The organism is Mycetocola manganoxydans (genome assembly GCF_003667545.1).
Taxonomy (GTDB): domain Bacteria; phylum Actinomycetota; class Actinomycetes; order Actinomycetales; family Microbacteriaceae; genus Mycetocola_A; species Mycetocola_A manganoxydans.
Map to the genome: position 1 here is coordinate 102,542 of NZ_RCUV01000012.1, position 26,532 is coordinate 129,073.

At 65.9% G+C, this 26,532-nt stretch carries 24 protein-coding genes; 5 read left to right on the plus strand and 19 right to left on the minus strand.

What is annotated here, in order from left to right:
* Positions 1 to 80: 80 nt before the first annotated feature.
* Complete coding sequence (locus D9V29_RS11400) at positions 81 to 1,358, plus strand: uracil-xanthine permease family protein (RefSeq protein ID WP_121673448.1); 1,278 nt, start codon at positions 81 to 83, stop codon at positions 1,356 to 1,358.
* A gap of 149 nt (positions 1,359 to 1,507) precedes the next feature.
* Here D9V29_RS11400 and D9V29_RS11405 read toward each other — a convergent pair whose 3' ends face one another.
* The 4 genes from D9V29_RS11405 to D9V29_RS11420 all read right to left on the minus strand — a co-directional run bounded on the left by D9V29_RS11405 (position 1,508) and on the right by D9V29_RS11420 (position 5,937).
* Positions 1,508 to 1,828 carry a peptidase gene (locus tag D9V29_RS11405; RefSeq protein ID WP_121673483.1) on the minus strand — a complete coding sequence of 107 codons (321 nt, stop codon included), beginning with the start codon at positions 1,826 to 1,828 and terminating at the stop codon, positions 1,508 to 1,510.
* 8 nt (positions 1,829 to 1,836) lie between these two features.
* Positions 1,837 to 3,018, minus strand: coding sequence for an inorganic phosphate transporter (locus D9V29_RS11410; RefSeq protein WP_121673484.1), 1,182 nt, complete (start codon positions 3,016 to 3,018; stop codon positions 1,837 to 1,839).
* Between the two features lie 159 nt (positions 3,019 to 3,177).
* The gene (locus tag D9V29_RS11415) at positions 3,178 to 5,079 is read right to left on the minus strand and encodes a DUF2207 domain-containing protein (RefSeq protein ID WP_121673449.1); all 1,902 of its coding nucleotides are present in this window, start codon (positions 5,077 to 5,079) and stop codon (positions 3,178 to 3,180) included.
* Between the two features lie 18 nt (positions 5,080 to 5,097).
* Complete coding sequence (locus D9V29_RS11420) at positions 5,098 to 5,937, minus strand: aldo/keto reductase (RefSeq protein WP_121673450.1); 840 nt, start codon at positions 5,935 to 5,937, stop codon at positions 5,098 to 5,100.
* Between the two features lie 30 nt (positions 5,938 to 5,967).
* On the opposite strand from D9V29_RS11420, the gene D9V29_RS11425 reads away from it, so the two are divergent.
* Positions 5,968 to 8,082, plus strand: coding sequence for a S9 family peptidase (locus D9V29_RS11425; protein WP_121673451.1), 2,115 nt, complete (start codon positions 5,968 to 5,970; stop codon positions 8,080 to 8,082).
* Here the strand turns inward: D9V29_RS11425 and D9V29_RS11430 are convergent.
* Complete coding sequence (locus D9V29_RS11430) at positions 8,079 to 9,107, minus strand: 6-phosphofructokinase (RefSeq protein WP_121673452.1); 1,029 nt, start codon at positions 9,105 to 9,107, stop codon at positions 8,079 to 8,081. The genes D9V29_RS11425 and D9V29_RS11430 overlap by 4 nt on opposite strands.
* A gap of 138 nt (positions 9,108 to 9,245) precedes the next feature.
* Here D9V29_RS11430 and D9V29_RS11435 point away from each other — a divergent pair, with 138 nt between their 5' ends.
* Positions 9,246 to 9,503 carry a mycoredoxin gene (locus D9V29_RS11435; protein WP_121673453.1) on the plus strand — a complete coding sequence of 86 codons (258 nt, stop codon included), beginning with the start codon at positions 9,246 to 9,248 and terminating at the stop codon, positions 9,501 to 9,503.
* A 59-nt stretch (positions 9,504 to 9,562) separates the two neighbouring features.
* Positions 9,563 to 9,772: a hypothetical protein gene (locus tag D9V29_RS11440; protein WP_121673454.1), complete on the plus strand. Its 210-nt coding sequence runs from the start codon at positions 9,563 to 9,565 to the stop codon at positions 9,770 to 9,772.
* 18 nt (positions 9,773 to 9,790) lie between these two features.
* On the opposite strand, the gene D9V29_RS11445 is transcribed toward D9V29_RS11440, so the two are convergent.
* The 10 genes from D9V29_RS11445 to D9V29_RS11495 all read right to left on the minus strand — a co-directional run bounded on the left by D9V29_RS11445 (position 9,791) and on the right by D9V29_RS11495 (position 23,005).
* Entirely contained in the window at positions 9,791 to 10,147 is a 357-nt protein-coding gene (locus tag D9V29_RS11445) for a DUF6804 family protein (RefSeq protein WP_121673455.1), read from the minus strand.
* 2 nt (positions 10,148 to 10,149) lie between these two features.
* Positions 10,150 to 12,336 carry a DEAD/DEAH box helicase gene (locus D9V29_RS11450; protein WP_121673456.1) on the minus strand — a complete coding sequence of 729 codons (2,187 nt, stop codon included), beginning with the start codon at positions 12,334 to 12,336 and terminating at the stop codon, positions 10,150 to 10,152.
* Between the two features lie 188 nt (positions 12,337 to 12,524).
* Positions 12,525 to 14,747: a heavy metal translocating P-type ATPase gene (locus tag D9V29_RS11455; RefSeq protein WP_121673485.1), complete on the minus strand. Its 2,223-nt coding sequence runs from the start codon at positions 14,745 to 14,747 to the stop codon at positions 12,525 to 12,527.
* Positions 14,748 to 14,814: 67 nt separating this feature from the next.
* A complete protein-coding gene (locus tag D9V29_RS11460) occupies positions 14,815 to 15,705 on the minus strand; it encodes a glycerophosphodiester phosphodiesterase (RefSeq protein WP_121673457.1) in 891 nt (296 codons plus the stop codon).
* Between the two features lie 323 nt (positions 15,706 to 16,028).
* Positions 16,029 to 17,015 carry a DUF2332 domain-containing protein gene (locus tag D9V29_RS11465; RefSeq protein WP_147436269.1) on the minus strand — a complete coding sequence of 329 codons (987 nt, stop codon included), beginning with the start codon at positions 17,013 to 17,015 and terminating at the stop codon, positions 16,029 to 16,031.
* A 287-nt stretch (positions 17,016 to 17,302) separates the two neighbouring features.
* Positions 17,303 to 18,163: an aldehyde dehydrogenase family protein gene (locus D9V29_RS11475; protein ID WP_121673460.1), complete on the minus strand. Its 861-nt coding sequence runs from the start codon at positions 18,161 to 18,163 to the stop codon at positions 17,303 to 17,305.
* Positions 18,160 to 19,677 (minus strand): aldehyde dehydrogenase family protein, encoded by a 1,518-nt coding sequence (locus D9V29_RS11480; RefSeq protein WP_229790544.1) that lies wholly within the window; start codon positions 19,675 to 19,677, stop codon positions 18,160 to 18,162. The genes D9V29_RS11475 and D9V29_RS11480 overlap by 4 nt, the downstream gene beginning before the upstream one ends.
* Before the next feature lie 8 nt (positions 19,678 to 19,685).
* Positions 19,686 to 20,696: a deoxyribose-phosphate aldolase gene (deoC, locus tag D9V29_RS11485; protein WP_121673461.1), complete on the minus strand. Its 1,011-nt coding sequence runs from the start codon at positions 20,694 to 20,696 to the stop codon at positions 19,686 to 19,688.
* Positions 20,697 to 20,721: 25 nt separating this feature from the next.
* On the minus strand, positions 20,722 to 21,684 hold the full coding sequence (locus D9V29_RS11490) for a sugar-binding transcriptional regulator (RefSeq protein WP_229790545.1): 963 nt from the start codon (positions 21,682 to 21,684) through the stop codon (positions 20,722 to 20,724).
* A gap of 112 nt (positions 21,685 to 21,796) precedes the next feature.
* Entirely contained in the window at positions 21,797 to 23,005 is a 1,209-nt protein-coding gene (locus D9V29_RS11495) for a CynX/NimT family MFS transporter (RefSeq protein ID WP_121673462.1), read from the minus strand.
* A 60-nt stretch (positions 23,006 to 23,065) separates the two neighbouring features.
* Here D9V29_RS11495 and D9V29_RS11500 point away from each other — a divergent pair, with 60 nt between their 5' ends.
* Positions 23,066 to 23,743, plus strand: a complete 678-nt coding sequence (locus D9V29_RS11500) for a maleylpyruvate isomerase family mycothiol-dependent enzyme (protein ID WP_121673463.1) — start codon at positions 23,066 to 23,068, stop codon at positions 23,741 to 23,743.
* Positions 23,744 to 23,745: 2 nt separating this feature from the next.
* On the opposite strand, the gene D9V29_RS11505 is transcribed toward D9V29_RS11500, so the two are convergent.
* Genes D9V29_RS11505 through truB form a run of 4 tightly spaced genes read right to left on the minus strand, consistent with a single transcriptional unit; the run spans position 23,746 to position 26,466 of the window.
* Complete coding sequence (locus D9V29_RS11505) at positions 23,746 to 24,675, minus strand: bifunctional riboflavin kinase/FAD synthetase (protein ID WP_121673464.1); 930 nt, start codon at positions 24,673 to 24,675, stop codon at positions 23,746 to 23,748.
* Positions 24,672 to 25,118 (minus strand): hypothetical protein, encoded by a 447-nt coding sequence (locus D9V29_RS11510; protein ID WP_183084994.1) that lies wholly within the window; start codon positions 25,116 to 25,118, stop codon positions 24,672 to 24,674. Before D9V29_RS11510 ends, D9V29_RS11505 begins: the two co-directional genes overlap by 4 nt.
* 47 nt (positions 25,119 to 25,165) lie before the next feature.
* A complete protein-coding gene (locus D9V29_RS11515) occupies positions 25,166 to 25,534 on the minus strand; it encodes a hypothetical protein (RefSeq protein WP_121673466.1) in 369 nt (122 codons plus the stop codon).
* Positions 25,531 to 26,466, minus strand: coding sequence for a tRNA pseudouridine(55) synthase TruB (gene truB / locus D9V29_RS11520; RefSeq protein WP_229790546.1), 936 nt, complete (start codon positions 26,464 to 26,466; stop codon positions 25,531 to 25,533). Before truB ends, D9V29_RS11515 begins: the two co-directional genes overlap by 4 nt.
* Positions 26,467 to 26,532 lie beyond the last annotated feature (66 nt).

Here is a 26,532-nt window from a genome sequence, read left to right on the forward strand (position 1 = left end):
CTCGTCTGCGCACAACGCTGAATTGTCGGTACGGTATCGGAGGGCTTCCGCCCTCCTCCCCTTCCCTGAAAGAAGTACGCATGGCGCTGCCCTGGACACTGCACGGCGACGGAAAGAACGTCGGAGCCCTCGAGGTGGTCGGCCCCGCCGAACGCCTCACCTGGCCACGGATGATCGGACTCGGTGCCCAGCACGTCGTCGCGATGTTCGGCGCGACGTTCCTCGTCCCCATCCTCACCGGTTTCCCACCGTCGACAACACTGCTGTTCTCCGGCTTCGGCACGATCCTGTTCCTGCTCATCACGAAGAACAGGCTTCCCAGCTACCTCGGGTCATCGTTCGCCTTCATCGCGCCGATCACCGTCGCGACGACGGCGGAAGGCATGGGGAGCGCGCTGTTCGGCATCGTCATCGTCGGCATCCTCCTCGCTCTCGTCGGCCTGCTCGTGCAGGTCACGGGTATCGGCTGGATCAACTCCCTCATGCCGCCCGTCGTCGCCGGTGCCATCGTGGCGCTGATCGGCTTCAACCTCGGCCCTGCGGCATGGAACAACTTCCAGGTGGCGCCGCTCACCGCGACCATCACCCTCGGGGCAGTCGTCCTGGCATCCGTCCTGTTCAAGGGAATCCTGGGGCGGATGTCGATTCTCGTCGGTGTCGTCGTCGGCTACATCGCCGCGGTCCTGTTCGGTGAGGTGAACTTCGACGCTGTCGGAAAGGCGGCGTGGATCGGGCTGCCGGAATTCAACAGCCCGTCGAACCCGTTCACAAATCCCGAACTCTGGGCGGTCCTGCCCGCGTTCCTCCCTGTCGTGCTCGTGCTCGTCGCGGAGAACGTCGGCCACATCCGCGGGGTCGCACAGATGGTGGACGACCAGTCGATCAACAAGCTCACCGGTCGCGGACTCTTCGCCGACGGCCTTGCGACCGTGATCGCCGGCTTCGGCGGCGGTTCGGCGACCACGACGTACGGCGAGAACATCGGCGTCATGGCTGCGACCCGCGTGTACTCGACAGCGGCGTACTGGGTCGCCGGCATCGTCGCGATCCTCCTCGGTCTCTCGCCCAAGGTCGGCGCGGTCATCAATACGATCCCCGCCGGCGTCCTCGGTGGTGTGACGACGGCCCTGTACGGCCTGATCGGCATCATCGGTGTGAAGATCTGGCTCGACAACAAGGTCGACTTCTCCAAGCCGAAGAACCAGTTCACCGCGGCGACGGCGCTCATCATCGGTATCGCCAACTACACCTGGCAGTTCGGTGACGTCGTCTTCAACGGAATCGCCCTCGGCACCATCGCTGCGATCGTCATCTACCACCTGATGAACGTGCTCGGACGGGTCCGCGGCACGGACTGACCTGCCTCGTCCGAGACGTTTTCACCCGTTGCGGTCGGAAACACCCGGTACGCCGGGTGGATTCGACCGCAACGGATGAATGCACGGCCCTGAATCGAGAAACGGCGCGGACCCCCACAGGGCCCGCGCCGTTTCGGCGTCCATAGGGATCAGCCGTGAAGAGCCGGAACGATGAGGTAGATACCGAACAGGACCGATGCAGCACAGACGGCGAAGCATCCGTATGCCGCGAACTGCGCGATGCGCTTCTGCAGCGGGGACAGCGGGTTCTTCCGTGCTGCCTTCGCTGCCTTCTTCTCCGCAGACTTGATCTCCGCTGCCGTGAGCACCGTGATGGCATCGGTGAAGGTCGCAGGGCTCACGACGGGCACGCGACCGGCGCGCACGAGCATCTTCAGACCGAGCGAGTAGAAGCCGACTACGACGACGGTTCCCGTGAGGGCAGCCGCGAGCACGATGACGAATCCCATCCAGTCGATCACTTGGCCACCTTCTTCGGTTCAGCCTCGGGCTCAGCGGCGATGACAACGGCTTCACCGGATGCCGCGACATCGCTGACGACGTTGTGGTGCCCGATCTTGTCGCGACGCGACCACAGGAAGATGAAGAGGATCGTGCCGATGCCGACGACGGCATCCACGATGATTCCCCACGTGCCGAGGTGAGCGACGAGCGCCGCAAGCGCACCGACCACTCCGGCGGCCGGCAGGGTGAGCAGCCAGCCGATGGCGATCCGTCCCGCTGTCTTCCACCGCACGCTCGAGCCGCGGCGTCCGAGGCCGGAGCCGATGACGGATCCTGAGGCGACCTGGGTCGTCGACAGGGCGAAACCGAGGTGGCTCGAGGCGAGGATCGTGGCCGCGGTGCTGGTCTCAGCGGCGAAGCCCTGAGCGGGCTTGACGTCGGTGAGGCCGGTTCCGAGGGTCTTGATGATGCGCCAGCCGCCGACGTACGTGCCGAGGGCGATGGCGAGCGCGCAGACCACGACCACCCAGAACTGCACGCCGTCGCTCGGCGACTGAAGGTTGACCGAGATGAGGGCGAGGGTGATGACACCCATGGTCTTCTGAGCGTCGTTGGTGCCGTGGGCGAGAGCCACGAGCGACGACGAGAAGATCTGGCCGTAGCGGAAGCCAGAGCGGCCATCGGGCTTGTTGTCGTAGCGGCGGGTGACCCCGTACGCGAGCTTCGTCGCGATGTACGCGATGAGAGCGGCGGTGAGCGGCGCGAGAAGCGCCGGGAGGATCACTTTGGAGAGAAGCACGCCGAGGTCGATCGCACCGGTGCCGAAGCCGACGAGGGCCGCTCCGATGAGTCCGCCGAAGAGCGCGTGCGACGAGCTGGACGGCAGACCGAGCAGCCAGGTCAGCATGTTCCAGACGATCGCACCGATCAACCCGGCGAAGATGAGCTCAGGGGTGATCAGCACCCCGTCGTCACCCTCACGGATGATCCCGCCTGAGATGGTCTTCGCCACCTCGGTGGAGAGGAATGCCCCGATCAGGTTCAGGATTGCAGCGAGTCCCACGGCGACCTTGGGCTTCAGCGCGCCCGTTGCGATGGGTGTCGCCATCGCGTTCGCTGTGTCGTGGAATCCGTTGGTGAAGTCGAAGAAGAGGGCAAGTGCTATGACAAGCACAATGATGAGGGTGATATCCACCGGCATAGTTCTCTGAGTAGGGACTCCCCCGCGCACACGTGTTCCCGGAGAAAATTCACCGGGAGTTCATGGATACGAGGTTGCCAGTTGAGGCGGCCGTAAGAATGATTACACCCTGACCAGAGCGCGTCAACTTGACACCCCCGGTTCGGCGAACGCTCAGCGTCCTCCGACCCCTCCTCCGCCGCCACCGCCACCAGCGAAGCCGCCGCCGGACGAACCTCCGGAGGCGCTCGCCGTCGCGCTCGCCGACCACGGGGTGGATCCCGACGACGAGGCGAAACCGCCGAGGCCGGAGGTGAACGCAGCGGCGTGGAATCCGGAGCTGCCCGCGTACCACTCGGGGCCTGCACCCGTCTGCTCGTAGTACCGCGCAAGTTCTGCTGCCCATTCCTTCTCGATTCCCCACAGCACGGCGAACGGCAGCAGCTTTTCGTAGAACTTCACCATTTGCATCGTGTCGCCCGGGTCGACAGCATCCTCGACGCTCACCCGTTCGGCACCGGAGGGACTCTGCAACATGGCGATACGGTCAGCCTCGGCGAGCGCCAGGTAGTCCCGGAGGCCGAGGAGGTACTCACGTGTCTCCGCCCCCTTCGCGGTGAGTGCCTTCCGCGAGGTCGCGGCGATGTACGTGCAGATCGCGGCGACGAGACCGATCATGAGGGAAAGCGCCAGCCAGGCATTGACGCCGTACAGTGCGGCAGCGGCGATGATGAGTCCGAAGAGGCCGAGAATCACGAAAGACGCCAGAAGCACGAACACCTTGGCGCCCCGAACCCGTTTCTTCACCCGATACCCGCCGGCGACGGATGCCTCGGGTGCGGCGGCCACGAGTGCCTGAACCTTCTTGGCCAGCTTCTCGTCCTTGGCGCTCAGGTCCTTGATGGCTCCCGGCTGGCGCTTCTTTCCGAACAGCGCTGTGAGAACCGTGAGGTCGGCCGCGGAGGCGCCGTCGTCGGACACGAACTGCAGGCGGTACTCGCGTTTCTTTCCCTGGAGGAAGACCGTCTCCTCCCCCTCATCGATGATCCGCAGGTTGCGACGCACCGCGAGGCTGAGCAGAAGAGCAGGCATGGCTTTCGCTGTTTTCCCGATCAGCTCCGCGGCGACGAAGATGTCGAGCCCCTTCGGGACCGTGTACTGCGGCACGATGACTCCCCGGCCGGGAGCATCTCCGGCGCTCTTCCTGCGAAGCACCAGTGCAGCAGCGAGGGCTCCTACCCCGACGACGGCGACGCCGGCGGGTACCACGGTGAACACCGGCCACGTCGACGGGATCTCGGGCGCGACGAACGTGCCTTTCTCGAACGCGATGGCCAGCGAGAACGTCTCGCCCGGACCGAGCTCCGACTCCGGTGATGAGAAGACCGTTGCCCCGTCCCCGCGGGTCTCCGAGACCTCGCACGTGGTCTCAGACCCCTGTTCCCCGACGTAGCATGCCGCCGCTCCGGTCAGCGCTCCGGTGAGTTCTTCAGGAACGACGACACGCATCTGAGCCTCAGCGAACGGCTGCTCAGAACCGACACCCGGTGCGTCCCAGTAGAACTCGTCCACTTCCGTATCCGCGAAGGCCCGAACGGCATCCCGCTGCGTGTACTCGATGACGTAGGTCTGCGTGCCCTGGACGTAGTCGTCGGTCCCGAGGGCGAGCTGGACGAAGCCATCCTCCGTCTCGCCGTCGTCGTACTCGACAGGGTTCCCGTCGGCATCCGTCACCGACACGATCTGGGTGTGCAGGTCGACCCCGAGGTAGCCCTCGGGGATGGCCCGGATGATGCCTTTGTTCTGATCGAAGTCGGGAAACTCGGCCACGAACGTTTCGACCGCTCGCAGGGTGGATCGCCCCTCGCCGTCGATCCCGAGCGTGTACTCGCCCTCGAACGCACTGAAGGTGAAGTCGGAAACGTCCGAACGGATGGCGGGAGCCGCTGTCGCCGCGGAGTTCGGCGACAGCATCGCCCCGGCGAGGACCGCACCGACAATCCCGACGGATGCCGCGACGCGCGCGGCGAAGGATCGGACGGTCGGTCGCGGGACAGTTCTCGGCTGGAGCGTCATGCACCCAGCCTAGAAGGCCTACATCTCTTCGTGAGAGTTCGGGTCGCCGCCGAAGAGTCGGCCGTCCACTCGACCCAGTCCGGTGATCGCCGCCATCTCCTCCCTGCTCAGCTCGACCTCGGGAATCTCGAAGTTGAGCCGCTGACGGTCCGGGTTCGCCGACTTGGGGATCGGAACGACGCCGCGCAGCTCGTGCCAGCGCAACACGACCTGGCTGGCGTTGATGCCATGGGCTGTCGCGATCTCTTCGATGAGGGGCTCCGAGTACGGCGCCGCCCGTTTGCCGAGCGGGCTCCACGCCTCGGTCACGATGCCGTGTTCTGCATGAAAGGCGACGAGCGCTTCCTGCGGGAAGTACGGGTGGAGCTCGATCTGGTTGACCGCCGGAAGCACACCCGTCTCAGCACCCAGTCTTTGGATGAAGTCGCGGGTGAAGTTGGAGACTCCGATCGAGCGAATCCGATGTTCCTTCTGCAGCTGCACCATCGCCTTCCATGACTCCGTGTACTTGCCGACACCGGGGTTCGGCCAGTGGATGAGGTGCAGGTCGATGGTGTCCACGCCGAGCGCCGCGATCGACGCGTCGAAGGAGCGGAGGGTCTCGTCGTAGCCGTGGTCTCTGCCGGGCAGTTTGGTCGTGACGATGATTTCATTGCGCGGCAGGTCGGATTTGCGGATTGCCGCGCCGACAGCATCCTCGTTGCCGTAGTTGACCGCTGTGTCGATCAACCGATAGCCGATGTCGAGTGCGCTGGCGACAGCATCCGTCGCCTCCTGACCCTTCATCGGGTAGGTTCCGAACCCGATCGAGGGAATGGAGTTGCCGTCGGACAGCGGGAGAGTTCGCATTGTGCTCATGCCCCGACCCTACGCCGGTAGCGTTGGGGCATGGCTTCTCTTGTGCCGCCGCGCGCGGCGATTCGTCCCACCGAACGGCTTCACCACGGCGACCGGGTGATCGACAACTACGAATGGCTCCGCAACAAGGACAGCGACGACGTTGTCACCCACCTCACCGCGGAGAACGCGTACACCGAGCAGGAGAACGCCCACCTCGACGGACTGCGTCAGCAGATCTTCGGTGAGATCAAGGACCGAACCCTCGAGACGGATCTCAGTGTTCCTGTGCGCGAAGGCGACTGGTGGTACTACGGCCGCAGCGTCGAGGGAAAGGAATACGGCATTCACTGCCGCGCGCCGATCACCGACGCCGACGACTGGGCTCCCCCTGTTCTCACCCCTGGCGTCGACGTCCCCGGCGAACAGGTTCTTCTTGATGGGAACGTCGAAGCCGAAGGCCACGACTTCTTCTCACTCGGGTCATTCGACGTCTCCCGCGACGGCGAACTGCTCGCGTGGGCGGTCGACACCGAAGGCGACGAACGGTTCACTCTCCGAATCCGCAACCTTCTGACCGGCGAGGACCTCCCGGACGAAATCCACAACACGTCGCACGGGGCCACCTTCTCCCCCGACGGTCGTTTCGTGTTCTATACGACGGTCGACGAGTCGTGGCGCCCTGACACGCTCTGGCGGCACGAGGTCGGGACGCCGACCCGCGCAGACGTCGTGATCCTCTCAGAGCCTGACGAGCGGTTCTGGGTCGGTGTCGGCGTGACCCGCAGCGCCCGCTACATCGTCGTCGTGGTGTCGTCGAGCGTCACGAGCGAATGGCTCCTGATCGACGGGCAGGATGCCACGACCGAGCCCCGCGTCCTCTGGCCGCGCCAGGACGACGTCGAGTATTCGGTCGAGCACGCCGTGATCGGTGGCGAGGACTGGCTCCTCGTGCTGCACAACTCGGGCGCTCCCAACTTCGAACTCGTCGCCGTTCGACCGGATGCCACGGGCACCGGCCCACAGGATGCAACGGTCGTGCGTGCCCACAGTGACGAGGCGCGGCTCGAGGACGTCGAAGCGTTCGCCGGCCACCTCGTGTTCGGCTACCGGCGCGAGGGTCTCTCCCGCCTAGGCATCACCGTGCTGGACGGGGTCACTTCTCCGGAAGCGATCGATATCCACGAGGTCTCGTTCGACGAGCCCCTGTACACGGTTGGCGCGTCGGCGAACCCCGAGTGGGAACAGCCGAACGTCCGCCTCAGCTACGGCTCGCTCGTCACCCCAGCGACCGTGTACGACCTCGACGTCGCGACCCAGAAACTCACGCAGCTCAAGCAGCAGCCGGTGCTCGGTGGATACTCGCCAGGCGACTACGAGCAGGCTCGCGAGTGGGCGACGGCGGAGGACGGCACCCTCGTGCCGATCTCGCTGGTCTGGAAGCGGGGAACGCCGCGACCGGCACCGCTCCTGCTCTACGGTTACGGCTCGTACGAGGCGAGCATGGACCCGGCGATGTCGATCGCCCGGCTGAGCCTCCTCGACCGTGGCGTGACCTTCGCGATCGCCCACGTACGCGGCGGAGGAGAACTCGGCCGTGCCTGGTACGAGAATGGCAAGACGCTCACCAAGAAGAACACCTTCACGGACTTCGTCGCGTCTGCAAGGCACCTGATCGACGCGGGATACACGACGCCGGATGCCCTCGTCGCCGAGGGCGGGAGCGCCGGCGGTCTCCTGATGGGTGCTGTCGCGAATCTCGCACCGGAGCTGTTCGCGGGAATCCTCGCCGAGGTTCCCTTCGTCGACCCGCTCACGAGCATCCTCGATCCGGATCTTCCGCTGACCGTGATCGAGTGGGACGAGTGGGGCAACCCGCTCGAGAATCCCGAGGTGTACGCATACATGAAGTCGTACTCGCCGTACGAGAACGTGCGTGACGACGTCACCTACCCGCGGATTCTGGCGGTGACGAGCATCAACGACACCCGCGTGCTCTACGTGGAACCGGCGAAGTGGGTCGCGCGGCTCCGGGACGTGGGTGCTCCTGTGCAGCTCAAGATCGAGATGAGCGCGGGGCACGGCGGAGTGAGCGGACGGTACAACGCATGGCGCGAACGTGCCTTCGAACTGGCGTGGGTGCTGGACGTACTCGGGTTGGCTTAACCGAAGAGAATCGCGGCCTCGTCGTAGCGTTCCTGCGGCACCGTCTTGAGCCCGCCGAGGGCGTCTTCGAACGGGACGTTGACGAGGTCGGTTCCGCGAAGCGAAACCATGGTGCCCCACTCTTCCTTCATGACGGAGTCGATCGCGGCCATGCCGAGACGGGTGGCAAGCACCCGGTCGTATGCACTCGGGACACCTCCGCGCTGCAGGTGGCCGAGCACGGTCGCGCGGGACTCGATGCCCGTGCGTTCCTCGATGATCGGGGCGAGAACGTCCGCGATGCCGCCGAGTCTGGGGCGGTTGAACGCGTCCAGACCCTTCTCGGAGTGCGCACTCTCCATGGTGTCGAGGGTGAATCCCTCCGACACGACGATCACGGGGGCGCGGCCCCGGTCGCCGACGCTCTTGGCCCAGGCGCAGATCTGGTCGACCGACTGCGGCTGCTCGGGAATGAGGATGGCGTGGGCACCCGCGGCCATGCCTGCGTGCAATGCGATCCAGCCGACGTGACGGCCCATCACCTCGACGACCATGCAGCGGCGGTGAGACTCTCCCGTTGTGCGGAGCCGGTCGATCGCCTCGGTGGCGATTTCGACGGCGGTGTCGAAGCCGAACGAGTAGTCGGTGGCGTCGAGGTCGTTGTCGATCGTCTTGGGCACGCCGACGATCTTGAGGCCGGCATCCGTCAACCGCTTCGCGGCCGCCAGGGTTCCCTCGCCACCGATGGCGATGAGCGCGTTCACTCCGAGGCGGTCGAGCGTCGCCTGAATGTTCTCCGGCCCGCCGTGGGGTCCTTCGAACGGGTTGGTGCGGCTCGTGCCGAGGACGGTGCCACCCTGTTTGCCGAGGCCGCGGACGCTGTGACGGTCAAGCGGCATGGTCAGACCTTCGACAACGCCCTTCCAGCCATCGCGGATTCCCACGAATTCCTGGTTGTGGATCTTTGTGCCCTTGAGCACAGCACCTCGGATGACAGCATTCAGGCCGGGGCAATCGCCGCCGCTGGTGAGCACACCAATTCGCATAAGTTAGGTTTCCTCGTGGATCCGGGGGAATGAAAAGGGCAGCGACGTTGCTGCATCGAGGATAGCGTGAGACGAGGTCACTCTGCTGGCCTGCATCCTCCGCGCCCCGAGTCGCCTCACCCGAAAAGGATTTTCCCCATGGACTTCGTTCCCGCCGACGGCACGATCACAATGTTCTCGACCACCTGGTGCGGCTATTGCAGCCGTTTGAAGTCACAGCTCGACAAAGCCGGAATCGGGTACACCGAGGTGAACATCGAAGAGGTTCCCGGTACGGCAGAGCTCGTCGCGAGTCTCAACGGCGGCAACCAGACCGTTCCCACGGTGATCTATCCGGATGGCACGTCTGCGACGAACCCGTCGCTTCTCGCGGTGAAGGCCGCCCTCGGCGCCTGACCGGCGAGCACGAGCGCAAGGCCCTTGGTGCACGCCGGTCGCGGGCGTAGCCTCGAGCCATGACACACACCGAAAGCAACGACCCTCTCAGCGACTTCTCGATTCCTCAGGACGCAGACATCGTCGCCGACGACCCGGGAACGGGTGACGGAGGCGGAGCGGTCGCCGAGGACACGGGCGAGGACGCCGACCGGGTTGCGGAGAACCCCGCTGTGGACGCTGGGACCCCGGAAGAGGCAGAAGACCTCACGCCGGAACCCGGGGCGTAGCAGCGCGCTCGATCGTTGTCAGCGCGCGGCTGCACCGCTCGCGGACACCGGGACCCGGATCATCAGTCCCGCAGCGACGAAGAGAATCGGCGCGATCAGTTGTGCGGACATCCAGCCGACCCCGCTCAACCCGAGCGGGAGAACCGGGTTCCACAGCACGATGATCGGCACGAGCACGAGCAGCCACCACCACATGCGTGCCTGAATCGCGAACCACGCGATGATCACGGCCAGCACGGTGACGACGTAATGCACGACGATGAACCACGTGCTGTCGATCAGAGCGACGCCGACGAACAGGACGATGCCGGCGAGGATGCCAGGGGCGAGGGCCGGGCGGGTGAAGTCCGGTCTCGCGGGTACTGCCTTCGCCACCGCTACGCCTCCAGAGCGTCGCGGAGCAGCGCGATGAGCGCGTTGAGCTGCACGGAGTCGCTCGACTCGATCTCCTGATCGCTGCCGTCGAGTGCGCGAGCGGCGAGACCCTGCTTGCTGTCGATGAGTTCGGCGATCTTGGCGTCAATGGTGTGCGCTGCGATGATCCGCCACGCGGTGACCGGCTCCTCCTGGCCGATACGGTGAACGCGGTCGATCGCCTGGGTCTGCTCCGCCGCCGTCCAACTCAACTCGGCGAGTACGACGTTCGATGCTGCCTGCAGGTTGAGGCCGACACCGGCCGCCGTGAGCGAACAGACGGCGACAGCGACGCCGGGATCGTTGTTGAACGCGTCAATCGCCAGTTGGCGGGCGGGGGTCGACTGGTCTCCACGGATGGAGACGGTGCGAAGCCCACGACCGGCGAAGACCTGCTCAGCGGTGTCCATGACATCGATGTGCTTGGCGAAGAAGACGACCTTGCCGACCGAGTGGGCCAGCTGTGCGGTGTAGTCGGATGCCAGCACCGCCTTCGCCTGCCCGATCTTGCGCACCATGGTGAACACGTTCTCTGCCCCGCCCGACGCTTTGGATTCGTCGAGTTCTCCCTGTGCGACGAGCCGCATGATGTCGGTGTCCGGGCCGCCGGCGAACGAGGCACGCTCTCCGCGGGCTTCGAGGATCCGGCGGTACTTTGCGAGGAGCCTCGCACCGAGTTCGCGTTCAGCATCGCGGATCGACCGGCCGAGGTCGTCGTCGAGTTCGACTGGCATGTCGGCGATCATCTTGGACGGCAAGTCCTTGGCGACGTCGACCTTGCGGCGACGAACGATCCCCATGTCGATGACCGCGCTGCGGGCCTCCGGGTAGAACTCGCGTTCGGCCGGAGTGAGGCCGGTTTCTTCAAGCTTTTCCATGAGCGCGGGCGCGGGCTTGTCGCCCTGCGTCCAGCCGAGGAACTGCCAGATGGCGTTGAAGTCTTCGACGTCGTTGATCAGAGGGGTTCCGGTGAGGGCCATGAGGAGCGGGTTACCGCCTGGCGTCTGCTTGCGGATCCGGTTCGCGAGCGACAGAACGTGTTGTGACCGCTGCGAGTGAAGGTTTTTGATGAAGTGAGCTTCGTCGACGACCATGCCTTTGAACCCGAGGGTACCGAGCCACGCGAGGTGGCGGTCGAGGACCTCGTAGTTGACGATGACGACGTCGGCGAACGCGTCGAGGTCGCGACCGTCTCCGTGCACGACGGTGGCGCGGCGGTTCGGGGTCCAACGCTCGACCTCTCGCGCCCAGTTCATCTTCACGACGTTCGGCACGACGGCGAGGAGCGGGTACGCGTTCGCGACGGAGGCGGCGAGAACCGACTGCGCGGTCTTCCCGAGGCCTGGCTCGTCGGCGAGCAGGAACGTGCGGTGACCACCGCGCACCGCCTCGACGAAGCGGGCCTGGTGACGCATGATCTCGAGGTTTTTCGGCGAGAGCCGATCGATCTTCGGTGCTTCGGGCAGGTCCATGCTTGCGGCTCGGCCGCCTGACCCCTGCTCGAATGCCTTGTACAGCGGTCCCATCAGCTCCCAGTTGCCGAGGCGTCCGCGGACGGGCTGCGGCGGCACCGGCTTGTCGAGGTCTGGAGCCAGGAACGGGTTGGCGAGCAGTCGTGACTTCACGGACTGCGGGATGACCTGCTTCTCGGCGAGTTCCGCCGGGACGACCTCTTCAACGGCGGGTTTGTTCGTGGTGATGATCAGTTCGTCGGGGCTGAGCTCAGCGCCGGACTCCAGGAGCCAGTCGCGGCGGAGCTTCTGCGCGACCGGGGTCGTCGCGGCATCCGCTTCGAGAAGCGTGATGAGCGAGGTGTCGCGGGCGGCTGTCTTGGCCAGGATCGTCGCGACTCCGTCGAGGCGTTTGAGCAGCTCGACCCGTGACGCGTCGCTGAGGTCTTTGTCTGCCTTCACCTTGGCGCGTTCCTCACGAACGAGGAACGCGATGACCTGGAATTTGGTCCGGTTGGTCGGCCCGACTTTGCCCTTCTGGGCCTTCGCCTCGACCTCGCGCACCTTGCGGGCGAGGATCGGGATGATGGGAGCTTCGTCGTCGTGACGCGACGGTGAATTGCGCGACTGAGAACTCCGTGACGATGAGCCGCGAGTGCCCTGTCGGCCGGATGAACGTCGTGTACCGGTGTGCGGCATGCTCCTCCTGAGCAGTCGAATGACCAGGCGGATGCCGGTGGCCGAGACATGCGGGCGCTGGTTCGGTGGCCGATCAACGCGAGAATTGTGCGGATCGACACACCGCGAAAAGCGGGCGCATACCAATTGTAGGGCATGGGCGCCTGTGATCCCGCAGGATTTCGCGCACGGCGTGGTGCCGTGGAACGTCAGCCTCCGGGCGTGAACCGGCGCAGTCGCAAACTGTTCAGTACGACGAACAGACTCGAGAAAGCCATGGCCGCGCCGGCGATCATCGGGTTGAGCAATCCGAACGCCGCGAGCGGAAGAGCCGCGACGTTGTAGGCGAAGGCCCAGAACAGGTTGCCGGAGATGGTGCCGAGGGTTCTGCGGGACAACGCGATGGCATCCGCCACAGCCCCGAGTTCCGCGCGAACGAGGGTGATGTCCGCCGCCGACATCGCGGCATCCGTTCCGGTGCCCATGGCGAGCCCGAGGTTCGCGGTGGCGAGCGCTGCGGCGTCGTTGACCCCGTCGCCGACCATGGCGACCCTGTGCCCTTCAGCCTGCAGCCGCCGGATCTCGTCGACCTTCTGTTCGGGCAGCACTCCGGCGATCACCCGGTCGATTCCGACTTCAGCGGCGACTCGGTTCGCGGCGCGCTCGTTGTCTCCAGTGAGCAGAACCGGGGCGAGTCCCTGCCTGCGCAATCGATCGATGGCCGCACGGGCGCCCGGCTTCACCCGGTCGGAGACGGTGAACACCCCGCGCACGGCACCATCCCAGCCGACGACGACGGCCGTGGCTCCAGCGTCCTCGGCCTCCGAGACCGCGGTCGCGAGCAACTCGGGCATGACGCTCCCGTTCTCAGCCGCAAAGGCGGGCCTGCCGACGACCACACGCACCCCGTCGACGGTTCCGGTGACGCCCAGACCGGACGACGCGGCGAAACCGGTGACGGGAGAAAGCTTCTCTTCCGCGGCACCCTCAACGATTGCCCGGGCGATCGGATGCTCCGACGACGCTTCCAGGGACGCCGCGAGCCGCAGCGCGGAATCGTCGGTGGCTGTGACGCGCCCGAGCGTCATCACCCCGGTGGTGACGGTTCCGGTTTTGTCGAGGACGACGGTGTCGATGCCGCGAGCGTTCTCCAGCGCCTCCGGCCCGGTGATGAGAATGCCCGACTGGGAACCCCTGCTCGTGCCGACGAGCAGGGCGACCGGCGTCGCCAGCCCGAGGGCGCACGGGCACGCGATGATGAGAACGGCGACGGCGGCGGTGAAACCAGACGAGAGCGGATTGCCCGTGAGCACCCAGGCGACCAGAACGAGAACGGCAAGCACGATTACGACAGGCACGAAGACGGAGGAGATCCGGTCGGCGAGTCGCTGCGCGCGCCCCTTGCCCAGTTGCGCCGCCTCGACGAGCCGGGCCATCTGCGCCAGACGGGTGTCGCTTCCGACCCTGGTGGCACGCACGATCAGGTGCCCGCCGCTCGCGATCGTCGCGCCGGTCACTGCGTCTCCGGCCACAAGGTCGACGGGGATGGATTCTCCGGTCAGCATGCTCGCGTCAACGCTCGCGGTGCCGGATTCGATCACTCCATCGGTCGCGATCCTCTCCCCCGGGCGGACGATGAAGCGATCCCCGACGGTGACATCGTCGATCGGAACCGTGCGCTCGACGTCGATGCCGTCCTCGACACGCAACACCGTGACATCCTTCGCGCCGAGTTCGAGCAGTGCACGAAGAGCGGCTCCAGCCGTCCGCTTGGCGCGCTGTTCAAGGTACCGGCCGAGGAGGAGAAAGACGGTGACGCCCGCCGCGACTTCGAGGTAGATGGCGGACGTGGCATCCGCGTCTGGGGTGAACAACCGGAATTCATGCGTCATCCCCGGCATACCTGCTGTGCCGAAGAAGAGGGCCCAGACCGACCAGAGAAACGCAGCCCCGGTGCCGAGACTGATGAGGGTGTCCATGGTGAGGGCGCCGTGGCGCAGGTTGACCCATGTCGCGCGATGGAACGGATACCCGCCCCACGCGACGACAGGAATCGCAAGCACAAGCGAAACCCACTGCCAATACGGAAATTGCCACGCGGGGACCATCGCGAGCAGGATCACCGGAACACTGAGCGCAGCGCTCACGAGAAGGCGTGTGCTGAGCGGGACGGTTCCGTCTGCGCTGTCGGTCGGAGCGGATGCCCGCTGCCGCTTCTCCGGGACGACGGCGGCCGAGTACCCGGCAGCGGCGACCGCAGCGAGGAGGTCGTCGGTCGTGACGGCGTCCGGGAAACGCACGCTCGCTTTCTCGGTCGCGAGATTGACCTCCGCCTCGACGCCGTCGAGACGGCCCAGACGTTTCTCGACGCGGGCGACGCAGCTCGCGCAGGTCATCCCGGTGATCTCGAGTGTTGCCGTATTTTCGACCATGTCGCCCTCCCAGGAGCGGATCCGCACCCGGGCTCGACGATACCCCTAGGGGGTATCGTTGGCAAATTCAGGTACCCGGCGCGTTTTCGGCAAGCCAGCGATCCAGGCTCGATGGCTTATCGGTGATGATCCCGTCGACGCCGAGTGCCCGCGCCTGCGCCCAGGTCTTCGTGGAGTTCAGCGTGTAGACCATCACGCCGAGGCCCGCGGCATGCATGTCGTCGACAATTTCGGGGCGCTCTTCGATCACCTTGGCCCGGGTCACGATGCCGATGACCCGGAATGACCGGGCGAACCCGACGACGTCGTCTGGAGGCGACTTGGCTATCGCCACCCGCGGTGTCGCTGGTGCGAGGTCGGCGGCGCTCGACAGCGAACCCAGGTTGAAGCTCATGAAGATGATCCTGTCGTCCAGCTCGAAGCGTTCGATCAAATCGGTGACGACGGCCAGGTCCCCGACCGCCCATAAGCCCTTGAGCTCGAGCAAAGCCTTCTTTTCCGTCGGTGCGAGAATTGTCAGGAATTCCTCGAGGGTAGGGATTTTCTCCCCGGTGAACGTCGACGAGTACCAGGACCCGGCGTCGAGTTGCCTGAGCTCCGCGAGTGTCCTTTCGGCGAGGGGACCTGTCCCATTCGTTGTCCGCTTGAGAGTGCGGTCGTGGAACAGCACCGGAACGCCATCCAACGATCGCGACACGTCCGTTTCCACGAATTCCAGCGGAGAGGCGATGGCGTTCCTGAGTGCTGCCATCGTGTTCTCCGGAGCAGTGGACCGGTCGCCCCGATGACCGGCGACGAAGGCGGGCTCGCCCGGTTGGCGCAGCGAGCCGAACATGTCGCTCGCGTAGACCGGCGTTCCGGCCGGATTGACCAGGAGCATCAGGACTATCGCGGCCGCAGCGAGAAGGCTGACCCCCAGGGGGAAGACAGCGGTGCGATGCGTTCTGGTTGTCGTCATTGACCACCTGTTCCTTTTCGGGCAGAAATGGGTGTGCCTTCACTCTACGAGAGCACCGTTACCGTTTTGTTATCTTTCGTCGATGGATTCAGACCCCAGTGCGGGGGACGTTTTTCCTCCCCGTCCTCTTTCCCCCGTGGAGTGGTGGCACGGAGCATCCGGGACGCCGCCTCGGTGACGAACTGCGCGAACTCACCATCTCTTCGCTCGGCATACCCCGGAGCCTCCAGTTCGCCCAAAGTGCCGGTCGGAGGATCGAGTTCGCCCACAGTGTCGCTCATCTGCCGGCGGAAGCGCGTTTTGGGGCGAATCGATCGGGTGAGTCAGGGCTCGAGCCAGGTGAGCCATGCTCCGTGGGGGTCGGCGAAGGCGACCGGCTCGGCGTTTCGCGTGATCACAAACGCACCATCCGGAGCATCCGCTGCTGTGTTCTCGGTCCCTGCCACGATCCCGATTCCCTCGTTCGCGATCCAGGTGACGCCGGACTCCGCCATGTGGTCGGCGAAAGTCTGGCGGTCGTTCGCGGTCAGGTAGGCGAGCACCGCGGAGTGAAACACGATCACTTCTGATGCGTTCCGCGATGCTTCTGCGATGAGGTCTTTCGTATCTGAGAGCAGGTCTCCCTGCACGACGCGCGGTGGGTCCGATCGGGCGATATCCGCGGCCGCATGGAGGCGGTCGAGTCGCTCGGCGTCTTCATCGCCGTCGCCGACGGGCCAGATCAGGGTTTCGAGCCAGCGCAGGTCCTCGTCCTTCGACACGTCGAGCGGATTGAGGTCGATGCCGGCTCGCCATCCCACTCGCGGAAGGCGCGCGGGAATCGGCGTTGCCCGATTCGCCCGAGTGCTGAGCACGGGTGCGCCACTGCTGCCCACTCCGCGTCCGTCTCCGAAGTCGTAGCGCCAGCGATCGGGGTGCAGACACAGTCCCGCAGACGCACCCACCTCGATCAGGGCGACATCCGACGCAGCCGAACCGAACGCGGGCAGCAGGGTCGCGAGCCGCCTGGCTTCGTTGGTCTGGGTACTCCGGTCGAAAGCGAACGCCGCGATGGCATCCCACGATTCAAGGAGGGAGTCGCGGACCCCGGCCCACGGCTCGGGCGGAATGCCGGCGAATCGAGCACTCGCAAACACGAGATTCGCCTGTTGCTTGAGGGTCGGAAGCGTCGAGATCCGGGCGATCACATCGTCGTCGGATGCCACGCCACGCGCCCACCCGGCATACAGCGGTGAGCGCGGGGCGGCTTCGACCTCCGCAAAGCGCGTGTACCTTTCGCTGATATCGGTGGCGCGGGTTTCGTCTTCCATGCGGACACCCTGCCACACACCGCGGAGCGCCCCCAGCCCGTTGACGCACCGATCGATTCACCGCAAAACGCTGAAGACCGGGCCGATTCACCACACGTTGTCGTTCAAAGCTCATGCGAGCGACGAATTGTGGCGATTCGGCACATCGATCGGTCCCAAAGGGTCACTCGCACAACCGATCGGTCCGAAAAGGTCACTCGCGGCCTCGACGAACGACCCTGAGGGACCGTTCGCCCCGACCAGCCACCCGCTGGGCTGAGGAGCAGACACTCCTCAGCCCCGCACCCCTAAATCAAGCTCTTTGTGTGCCACACCGTCTTGGTCTCGGTCAGCGCCGTGATCCGGTCGAGGCTCGGCGCGGCGAGGTCCGTGCCGCCCTCGGGCCGGAGCACTCGCTTGAGCGTGTCGGCGGCGGCAATCTCCAGGTCGACCCAGTCGAGTGCGGCCGCACCGGTGAGGTCGAGCGCATTGACGTCGGCGTGCGACGCGAGCCACGGCGTAATCTCGCCGGCAGACCCGGTGAGGATGTTGACGACTCCCCCGGGCACATCGCTCGTCGCGAGAACCTCGGAGAGGCTGATCGCGGAGAGCGGCAGGCGCTCCGATGCGATGACGACAACAGTGTTTCCGGCGACGAGCGCGGGAGCGACGACACTCACGAGCCCGAGCAGCGACGAGTCCTGCGGCGCGACGATCGCGACGACACCGGTCGGTTCAGGAACCGAGAGGTTGAAGTACGGGCCCGAAACCGGGTTCGCGTTTCCCGTGACCTGAACGTACTTGTCTGCCCAGCCGGCGTACCAGACCCAGCGGTCGATGGCTTCGTCCACCTGACGGGTCGCAGCCGATGCCGAGACCCCCTCGGACGAAACGATCTCGTCGACGAACTGGGCGCGACGCCCTTCGAGCAGTTCTGCGATGCGGTACAGCACCTGGCCCCGGTTGTACGGGGTGGCATTTGCCCAGCCGGACAACGCGGATCGAGCGGCGACGACCGCGTCACGGGCGTCCTTACGGGATGCCTTCGCGGCGTTCGCCAGGAACGCGCCCCTCTTCGTCACGACCTCGTAGGTGCGGCCGGACTCCGAGCGGGGGAACTTTCCCCCGATGTAGAGCTTGTACGTCTTGGGTACGGCGAGGCGGCTCATTTGGCGCTTTCCTTTGTCGTCGTGATGGCGGAATCCGTGGCATCCGATGCGGGTGATGCGGTGACGGTACGGGCGGTTCCTGCCGGCTTGAGGTACGCGGCGAGACCGTGGCGGCCACCCTCGCGACCGTAGCCGGACTCCTTGTAACCACCGAACGGGCTGGCCGGGTCGAATCGGTTGAAGGTGTTCGCCCAGATCACGCCGGCGCGGAGCTTGTCGGCGACCGCGAGGATGCGGCTGCCCTTGTCGCTCCAGATACCGGCAGACAGACCGTACGGCGTGTTGTTCGCCTTGGCGATCGCTTCGGCGGGAGTGCGGAAGGTGAGCACGGAGAGAACCGGGCCGAAGACCTCGTCGCGGGCGATCCTGTGGCTCGTCGACACGTTCGTGAAAATGGTCGGCGGGAACCAGAATCCGTCGGTGGGAATGACACAATCCGGGCTCCACCGCTCGGCGCCCTCGGCCTCGCCGATGTCGCTGAGGGTGCGGATGCGGTCGAGCTGGGCTGCCGAGTTGACGGCTCCGATGTCGGTGTTCTTGTCGAGCGGGTCGCCGAGGCGCAGCGTAGACAGTCGCTCCTTGAGCCGGTCGACGACCTCGTCGTGAATGCTCTCCTGCACGAGGAGCCGGGATCCGGCGCAGCAGACGTGGCCCTGGTTGAAGAAGATGCCGTTGACGATGCCCTCGATGGCCTGGTCGATCGGCGCGTCGTCGAAGACGATGTTCGCGGCCTTTCCACCGAGCTCGAGGGTGACGCGCTTGTCGGTTCCAGCGATGGCCCTGGCGATGCCGCGGCCCACGTTGGTCGAACCGGTGAACGCGACCTTGTTGACATCCGGGTGGTTGACGATCGCGGAACCGGTCGCACCTGCTCCGGTGACGATGTTGACGACTCCGGGCGGCAGGTCGGCCTGCTGCAGGATCTCGGCGAACAGCAGCGCGGTGAGCGGCGTCGTCTCTGCAGGCTTCAGAACGACGGTGTTCCCGGCGGCGAGTGCGGGAGCGATCTTCCACGCGAGCATGAGCAGAGGGAAGTTCCACGGGATGATCTGCCCGGCAACACCGAGCGATGCGGGGTTCGCGCCGGCACCGGCGTAGTCGAGCTTGTCTGCCCAACCGGCGTAGTAGAAGAACCACGCGGCGACGAGCGGAACGTCGACGTCGCGGCTCTCCTTGATCGGCTTGCCGTTGTCGAGGCTCTCGGCCACCGCGAGCTCGCGGGCGCGCTCCTGGACGAGTCGCGCGATGCGGAACAGGTACTTGCCTCGGTCCGCGCCGGACATCCGTGACCAGGTTTTGTCGTAGGCACGACGTGCGGCGGCGACAGCGCGGTCGACGTCTTCATCGTTGGCCGACGCGATCGTCGCGATCGTCTTCTCGGTGGCCGGCGAGATGGTGGCGAACGGAGTTCCGTGGCCGTCCACGAATTCGCCGTTGATGAACAGACCGTAGTCGCTCTTCAGGTTGAGGATCGCGGTCGACTCGGGGGCCGGTGCGTAGTCCAGAAAGCTCATTGTCATCCTTAATCGATCGTGACGTAGTCGGCGCCGGAGTAGTGCCCGGTGGTCATCTTCTGTCGCTGGAGCAGCACGTCGTTCAGCAGGCTCGAGGCCCCGAACCGGAACAGGTGCGGCTGGAGCCACTCCTCGCCGACGGTCTCGGCAACGGTGACCAGGTATTTGATGGCGTCCTTAGAGGTGCGGATGCCTCCGGCCGGCTTCACGCCGATTTTCTCGCCGGTGAGGCGGTGCCAGTCGCGCACCACTTCGAGCATCGAGAGCGTGACCGGGAGTGTGGCAGCTGGCGCGACCTTGCCCGTGGACGTCTTGATGAAGTCGCCGCCAGCGAGGATCGCGAGCCAGGACGCCCGACGCACGTTGTCGTAGGTGTTGAGTTCGCCGGTCTCGAGAATGACCTTGAGGTGGGCGTAGCTGCCGTCCGAGCGGCGGCACGCCTCCTTCACGGCGACGATCTCGTCGTAGACCTGGCCGTACCGGCCGGAGAGGAACGCGCCACGGTCGATGACCATGTCGATCTCGTCTGCTCCAGCGTCGACGGCGTCGGCGGTGTCGCTCAGCTTGATCGCGAGCGACGCCCGTCCGGACGGGAACGCCGTCGCCACAGCGGCGACGTTGATGCCGGAGTCGGTGCCCTTGGCGTGGTGCACACCGAGCGCCTCGACGGCGTACGGCACCATGTCGCCGTACACACAGACGGCGGCGACCCGCGGCGTCGACGAGTCCGAAGCATCCGGGGTGATGGCCTTGGCGACGAGCGACCGGACCTTGCCGGGGGTGTCTGCTCCCTCGAGCGTTGTGAGGTCGATCAGCTCGATGATCTTGTCGAGCGCCCACTTCTTCGAGGTCGTCTTGATCGAGCGGGAACCGAGATTCGCTGCTCGCTGTTCAAGCCCGACGGCGTCGACGCCGGGGATGCCCTCGAGGTAGCGGCGCAGGCTCGCGTCGGTCACCGGTCCGTCGAACAGCTCGAGCGCTGTCGGCCTCGGAACGAGGGCCTTCTGGGTTTCTGTCATGGATTCCTCCTGTATACCGGCCGGGTCAGGCCGGGAAGTTCGTGTCGAGCAGGTCGAGGGCGGTGCCCTCGTCGGTGACGAGTACCGTGCAGAGCCCGCTCGTGACGACCGCACGAGCGACGGCATGCTTGCCCTCACCGGCGATCACAGCGATGCTCGTCTCCGCGCTGCGGAGGGCATCGAGACTCATGCCGACGGTGCGCTCGTCGAGCGACGGGTCAACGATCATGCCTGCCGCGTCGATATAACGACCGACAACGTCACCGACCGCGCCGCGGCGCACAAGTTCGTCGACGTCGCCACTCGTGAGGTATCCGCTCTCGACCAGGGCGGAGTCAGCGCCGGCGACGCCTGCGCTGTAAAGGTACGCCGACGCGTTGGCCGCCATTGTCAGGACGCCGGCTACGGTCCGGTCGGACTCGATGCTCTGCTTGGTTTCCAGCCGCTCCAGAATCGCGGGGCTCGGCAGCAGGGTCGCCTGACCGGATGCTTTCCGCGCGATCTCGAAGGCGGTGGCGGCCGCGGTTCCCGCCCGCTGGTTGACGCTCACGCCGCCGTTGATCTGAACGACGTTGACTCCGGTTGCCCACCCTTCGGCGAGATGCTCGGCCACGTCATGGAGGGTACGACCCCAGCTGATACCGAGGGTACGGGGAACAGGGCGAAGGCTCGCAAGGTAGTCAGCGGCACCCTGGGCCGCTCGCGCCCGAAGGTCGTCCTGCCCCCGGGTTCCGGCTGTGGGAACGACGATCGCGTCGGCGAGCGAGAATCGTTCCTTGATCGCGCGTTCGAGGGACAGGCGCCGCGCTCGTGGGTGAACGATCTCGATCCGGATGAAGCCCTTGTCCTTCGCCGAGGCGAGGAGACGGCCGACCTTCCAGCGGGTGAGCTTGAGTATGGCGCCGACTTCGTCCTGCGTCTTGTTCTCGTCGTAATAGAGTTCGGCGGCACGGATGGACAGCAACTCGTCGTTATCGGTGATTTCCACGGCTCTCCTCTCGCTTCGACCAGCGTAGGTTGCCCCCGTGCTCATTTCAACACTCGTAGCCCTTTTTGCTCATATGAGCAGAGCGCCGGAAAATCATCAGCGAATGTTGGAGTCACGCCCCGTCTTCGAGCATCTTGCCCCGCGCGACGATGGCACCGGCAGCGATTCCGCCGAGCGCCAGAACGATGAGCAGGATCAGCGGAGCGCTCCAGCTGCCGGTGAGGTCATGGAGGATCCCGAACGCAAGCGGCCCCATCGCGCCCAGAACGTAGCCCATGCTCTGCACGAAACCACTGAGGGCGATCGCCGACTGGTGCGTCCTGGTGCGGAGGTTGATGAGCACAAGAGCGAGGGGAAACAGGATCGGTCCGAGTCCGGCCAGCGCGACCCACAGTGCCGGTGCCACCGCGGGCGCCAGAAGCAACCCGGAGTAGCCCATCACGAAGCAGCCGACGGCGACGTAGACGAGGACGGCGACATTCTTCATCCGTGCGGCGATCAGCGGAATCAGGAGCCCGGCCGGGAATCCCATGAAGGCGAAAACAGACAGGAGGGCTCCGGCGGTCGCCTCGTCGACTCCGGCGATCTCCTGGATCATCACCGGGAGCCAGGCGAACATGGCGTAGGCGTTGAGGGAAGACAGACCGAAAACAGCGGCGAGCGCCCACGCGAGGGGCGACTTCCACAGGTTCCGTACGACATCCGCGCGGGCCTCCTCGACGGGGATGCCACGATCCAGGTGGATGCCGCGGGCGAGCGCCCCGATCCACGGGATCATTGCGAGCACCGCGAAGACCGCCCACATGCCGAGCGAGACCCGCCAGCCGGAGGCATCCGCAACCGGAACGGCGATGAGCGGCGGGATGAACGTGCTGACTGAGATCGTTGTGACGTAGAGCGCGGTGAGCAGCCCGATCCTGTCGGGGAAGTATTTCTTGACGAGCGGCGGCAAGAGCACGTTTCCGACGCCGAGCCCGGCGAAAGCGAAAATGCTTCCGAGAATGAGAAAGCCGACGTTCGTCGCGGAGCCGCGGAGGAGATGACCGAGCAGGATGGCGACGAGGCTGCCGATGAGCACGAGTTCGAGCCGGGACCGGCGGACGAGCATCGGTGTGACGATGCCGAAAACGGCGAAGCAGATCGGAGGCAGAGCCCCCAGCAACCCGATCGCGAGCGGGTTCAGCGGGATCTCCTCGGAGACCCGCGCGAGGATCGGCGAGAGCGAACTGACCGCCGTGCGGAGGTTCGCAGCGACGAGGATGATGCCGATGAAGGCGAGGAGACGACCCGCCAGCAGGGGTCGGTGCGCGGCGGGATTCACTTACCCAGCTTAGGCTCGGCGGGCCTCGACCGCGGCGACGTCCGGGCCTAGGGTGAGGCTATGCCCGAGTTCGATTCTTCCTCCCAGCAGTCAGATTCCTCCCGCGGCGCCCGGTTGGCTGAAGCGCTCGAGGTCGTCGCCGGCGGGCTCGATTCACTCACGGCGTCGCAGTGGGCCGCGCCGAGCCTGTGCGACGGCTGGAGCGTGAAGGACACGATCGCACACCTCGTCTGGCGGGTGGGGACCGGGTCGGCGAGACTCGCGACTGACGTGGTACGGGCATCCGTTGCCGGGCATCACCTCAACCCGATGGAGTCCTTCGACGACATCGCGCGCGGCATCGCAGACAGTGGTGGTACCGATGAACTTCGGCGGGAACTGCGCGCGATCGCGAAAGACCGAGCGGCGGGCCGTGGCCGGGTCAACATCGGCGAGCTCGCAGAAGTGGTCATCCACGGCTACGACGCGCTGCACCCGCTCCAGGTGACGCTGCCCTTCGCCGCCGAGACGACGCACCGGGTCGCGACGATGAGCGCGCTGAAGGCGCAGCGGTCGACGCGGGCGCTGCTCAGGCACCGAACCCTCGTCGCGCTCGACGCCGGCTGGCGAATCGGTTCGGGTTCCGAGATCGTCGCGGATGCCGCGAGCATCGTCCTGTTCCTCAACGGGCGCAAGGCGATGCAACCGCCCGAACCCTCGAACATATTCGCTCCAGCGCCGACTCCCGGGTTGGCCTGAGCTCAGGAAAGAAGCTGGCGGACCCGCTCGACATCGTCGCCCATCTGGACGATGAGCGGCTCGATGCCCGTGAACGCGACCATGCCCCGGATCCGTTCGACGAACTGCACGTCGACGATCTGGTCGTACAGGTCGATGTCCTCGTCGAGAACGTACGCTTCGACCTGCTTCTGCGCGACACCGTCGAACGTCGGGTTGTTTCCCACCGAGATCGCTGCCGGGTACCGAACGTTCCCGACCTGCAGCCAGCCGGCGTAGACGCCGTCGGCTGGAATGAGCCCCTCGCTGGCAGGTGACAGGTTCGCCGTCGGGTACCCGAGTTCCCGGCCACGTTTGGCACCGTGCACGACCATCCCGCGAACGCACGGTGCATGCTGAAGGAGAGAAGCGGCATCCGCCACCCGCCCCTCTGCGAGCAGTTCCCGGATCCAGGTGGATGACACGCGCCTGCCGTCCTTCGGCATGACATCGTCGATGACCTCGACGGTGAAACCGTGGCTGCGGCCGAGTTCCGTCAGGAGGGCCACGTCGCCTGCGCCCCTGTGGCCGAACCGGAAGTCGCTGCCGACGAGGACCCGTCGTGCGGCGAGAGCCTCGACGAGGATGCCCGTGACGAAGTCCTCCGCGGATTGCAACGCCAGTTCGCGATCGAACGGGAGAATCAGGGTGGCGTCGACCCCCGTGCTCGCGAGCAAGTCGAGTTTCTGGTCCCGGCCGACGAGGGCGGGAGGCGCCTTCTCCGGCGCGAGGAACGCGAGCGGATGCCGGTCGAAGGTCACGACGACCGACTGAAGCTGTTCGGCCGTTGCGGCTTCGCGCAGTCGGGTGATGACGGCCCGGTGTCCGGCGTGGACACCGTCGAACTTGCCGATCGTCACAGCCGACGGGCCGAAGCTGCCGGGGACGTCGGAGAGGGAGGAGAACGTGATCATGCGGCTCGAGCCGGACGGTGTCGAGCCAGCCACCACAGGCCGAGAATCGGGAGGACGAGCGGAATGAATAGATAGCCGCGGCCGAAGTACGACCACACCGTGTCGTGCGGGAAGAGCTGCGGGTCGAAAACGCTGAGCAGGCCGATGACGAGCACGCCGAGCATTTCGAAACCGATGGCGATCCACGCCACGCGATACCAGCCGGAGCCGCTCCGGATGAGCGCGACGGTCGCGACGATGTAGACGACGGCGGCGAGGGCCGAGAGCGTGTATGCGAGCGGCGCTTCCGAGAACTTGCCGACGATCTGAACGAACGACCGGCCGGTCGCCGCGAGGGCGAGGACGCCGTAGACGGCGACGAGGACACGCCCGATGCCCGAGATCCGAGTCGGCTGCGCCTCCGGGGTCGGGTGTGCCGTCGGAGCCGTCTCAGTGTTGTTCATCATGACGTTCCCAGTGTATTCGCCATCGCTGCATGATCCCGAGCCGCTCAGCCGAGCGGCGTGACCCAGATCTCCTGCATCCGGTAGACCATGACGGCGATGGCGAGGGCGGCGGTGCCGAGTATCACCGTGCTCCATCTGGTCCGGTCGATGAGCGCCCAGAATGCGGCTGCGAGCGGGAGGATCAATGCCGACACGAGGTAGGTGTAGAACTCGAGCATGTTCCCGACCGGTTCGTTGCCCACCGCAGGCGCGACGATCGCGGCGATCAGTTGCGCGATCAACAGGAGTTCGACGACGGCGAGTGCCCCGAGCGACAGGTCGCTGGGCTTGCGACCTGCGAATCCGAGCGCGAGACACAGCAGCCCGGCGAGAACGGCGACCGCGACCTGCGCCGTCGTGAACCAGACGATCATGCTGCTCCCCCGCCCGGAACAACCGCCGTCGGATCCGCGGGAAAGTTCACCGCGCTTTTCGCCACACCACCGGTGATGCGGACCAGGCCGACGAGCTGGCGGTCGGGTGCGACAGCGGCGTAGAGCCCGTCCTGACCGGGCTCGCCTGGCAGTGCGAGGGCGCTTGCGTCGAGCCGTTTGCCGTGACCGAGGTCGACGGCCTGGCTCTCGGTCAGCGGAATGGCAGGGAAGAGAACGGATGCCGCGTCGGCCGGTGCGACGAGGCTGGCGGCAACGTCGAGGTCGTCGAGCGTTGGTGCATTGGCGACGTCGAACGGTCCGATCCTGGTGCGGCGCAACGCCGTGAGGTGACCGCCGACCCCGAGCGCCGTTCCGAGGTCGCGCGCGAGGGCGCGGATGTAGGTGCCGGTGGAGCATTCGACCCGCACGTCGAGATCGATGGTGCCAGCGGCGTCGCGGCGCTCCAGCAGTTCGAAGGCGGAGACGGTGACCGGGCGGGATTTCAGCTCGACGGTCTCGCCCGCGCGCACGAGGGCATACGCGCGCTTGCCGTCGACCTTGATGGCGCTGACACTCGACGGGATCTGGCTGATGTCGCCGGTGAGCTCGCTGATCCCGTCGGCGATGGCGGCATCCGAAATCGCGCCGACGGCATCCGTGTTCGCGGTCTCGACGATGTCCCCCTCGGCGTCATCGGTTGTCGTCGACTGGCCAAGGCGGATGGTTGCGACGTATTCCTTGTCGCGACCGACCACGAAGGTCAGCAACCGGGTGGATGCGTTCACACCGAGGATGAGCAGGCCCGTCGCCATCGGATCGAGCGTTCCGGCGTGCCCGACCCGGCGGGTTCCTGCCAGTTTGCGGGTGCGTGCGACCACATCGTGGCTCGTGATCCCCTGGGGTTTGTCCACGAGGAGGATTCCGGAACTCACTGCACTCCCTTTGCTTGCTGACGACAGACCATCTTCCCACAGGCGGTCGGTGCGAGCGGGCGACGG

Excerpts from the sequence above, each read along its gene's own strand:
- D9V29_RS11400 (WP_121673448.1), top strand. The coding sequence starts at position 81 with ATGGCGCTGCCCTGGACACTGCACGGCGACGGAAAGAACGTCGGAGCC.
- D9V29_RS11425 (WP_121673451.1), top strand. The coding sequence starts at position 5,968 with ATGGCTTCTCTTGTGCCGCCGCGCGCGGCGATTCGTCCCACCGAACGG.
- D9V29_RS11480 (WP_229790544.1), bottom strand. The coding sequence starts at position 19,677 with ATGAGCTTTCTGGACTACGCACCGGCCCCCGAGTCGACCGCGATCCTC.
- D9V29_RS11465 (WP_147436269.1), bottom strand. The coding sequence starts at position 17,015 with ATGGAAGACGAAACCCGCGCCACCGATATCAGCGAAAGGTACACGCGC.
- D9V29_RS11510 (WP_183084994.1), bottom strand. The coding sequence starts at position 25,118 with ATGAACAACACTGAGACGGCTCCGACGGCACACCCGACCCCGGAGGCG.
- D9V29_RS11440 (WP_121673454.1), top strand. The coding sequence starts at position 9,563 with ATGACACACACCGAAAGCAACGACCCTCTCAGCGACTTCTCGATTCCT.
- D9V29_RS11500 (WP_121673463.1), top strand. The coding sequence starts at position 23,066 with ATGCCCGAGTTCGATTCTTCCTCCCAGCAGTCAGATTCCTCCCGCGGC.
- D9V29_RS11420 (WP_121673450.1), bottom strand. The coding sequence starts at position 5,937 with ATGAGCACAATGCGAACTCTCCCGCTGTCCGACGGCAACTCCATTCCC.
- D9V29_RS11505 (WP_121673464.1), bottom strand. The coding sequence starts at position 24,675 with ATGATCACGTTCTCCTCCCTCTCCGACGTCCCCGGCAGCTTCGGCCCG.
- D9V29_RS11515 (WP_121673466.1), bottom strand. The coding sequence starts at position 25,534 with ATGATCGTCTGGTTCACGACGGCGCAGGTCGCGGTCGCCGTTCTCGCC.
- D9V29_RS11460 (WP_121673457.1), bottom strand. The coding sequence starts at position 15,705 with ATGACGACAACCAGAACGCATCGCACCGCTGTCTTCCCCCTGGGGGTC.
- D9V29_RS11415 (WP_121673449.1), bottom strand. The coding sequence starts at position 5,079 with ATGACGCTCCAGCCGAGAACTGTCCCGCGACCGACCGTCCGATCCTTC.
- D9V29_RS11405 (WP_121673483.1), bottom strand. The coding sequence starts at position 1,828 with ATGGGATTCGTCATCGTGCTCGCGGCTGCCCTCACGGGAACCGTCGTC.
- D9V29_RS11455 (WP_121673485.1), bottom strand. The coding sequence starts at position 14,747 with ATGGTCGAAAATACGGCAACACTCGAGATCACCGGGATGACCTGCGCG.
- D9V29_RS11430 (WP_121673452.1), bottom strand. The coding sequence starts at position 9,107 with ATGCGAATTGGTGTGCTCACCAGCGGCGGCGATTGCCCCGGCCTGAAT.
- deoC (WP_121673461.1), bottom strand. The coding sequence starts at position 20,696 with ATGACAGAAACCCAGAAGGCCCTCGTTCCGAGGCCGACAGCGCTCGAG.
- D9V29_RS11475 (WP_121673460.1), bottom strand. The coding sequence starts at position 18,163 with ATGAGCCGCCTCGCCGTACCCAAGACGTACAAGCTCTACATCGGGGGA.
- D9V29_RS11450 (WP_121673456.1), bottom strand. The coding sequence starts at position 12,336 with ATGCCGCACACCGGTACACGACGTTCATCCGGCCGACAGGGCACTCGC.
- D9V29_RS11435 (WP_121673453.1), top strand. The coding sequence starts at position 9,246 with ATGGACTTCGTTCCCGCCGACGGCACGATCACAATGTTCTCGACCACC.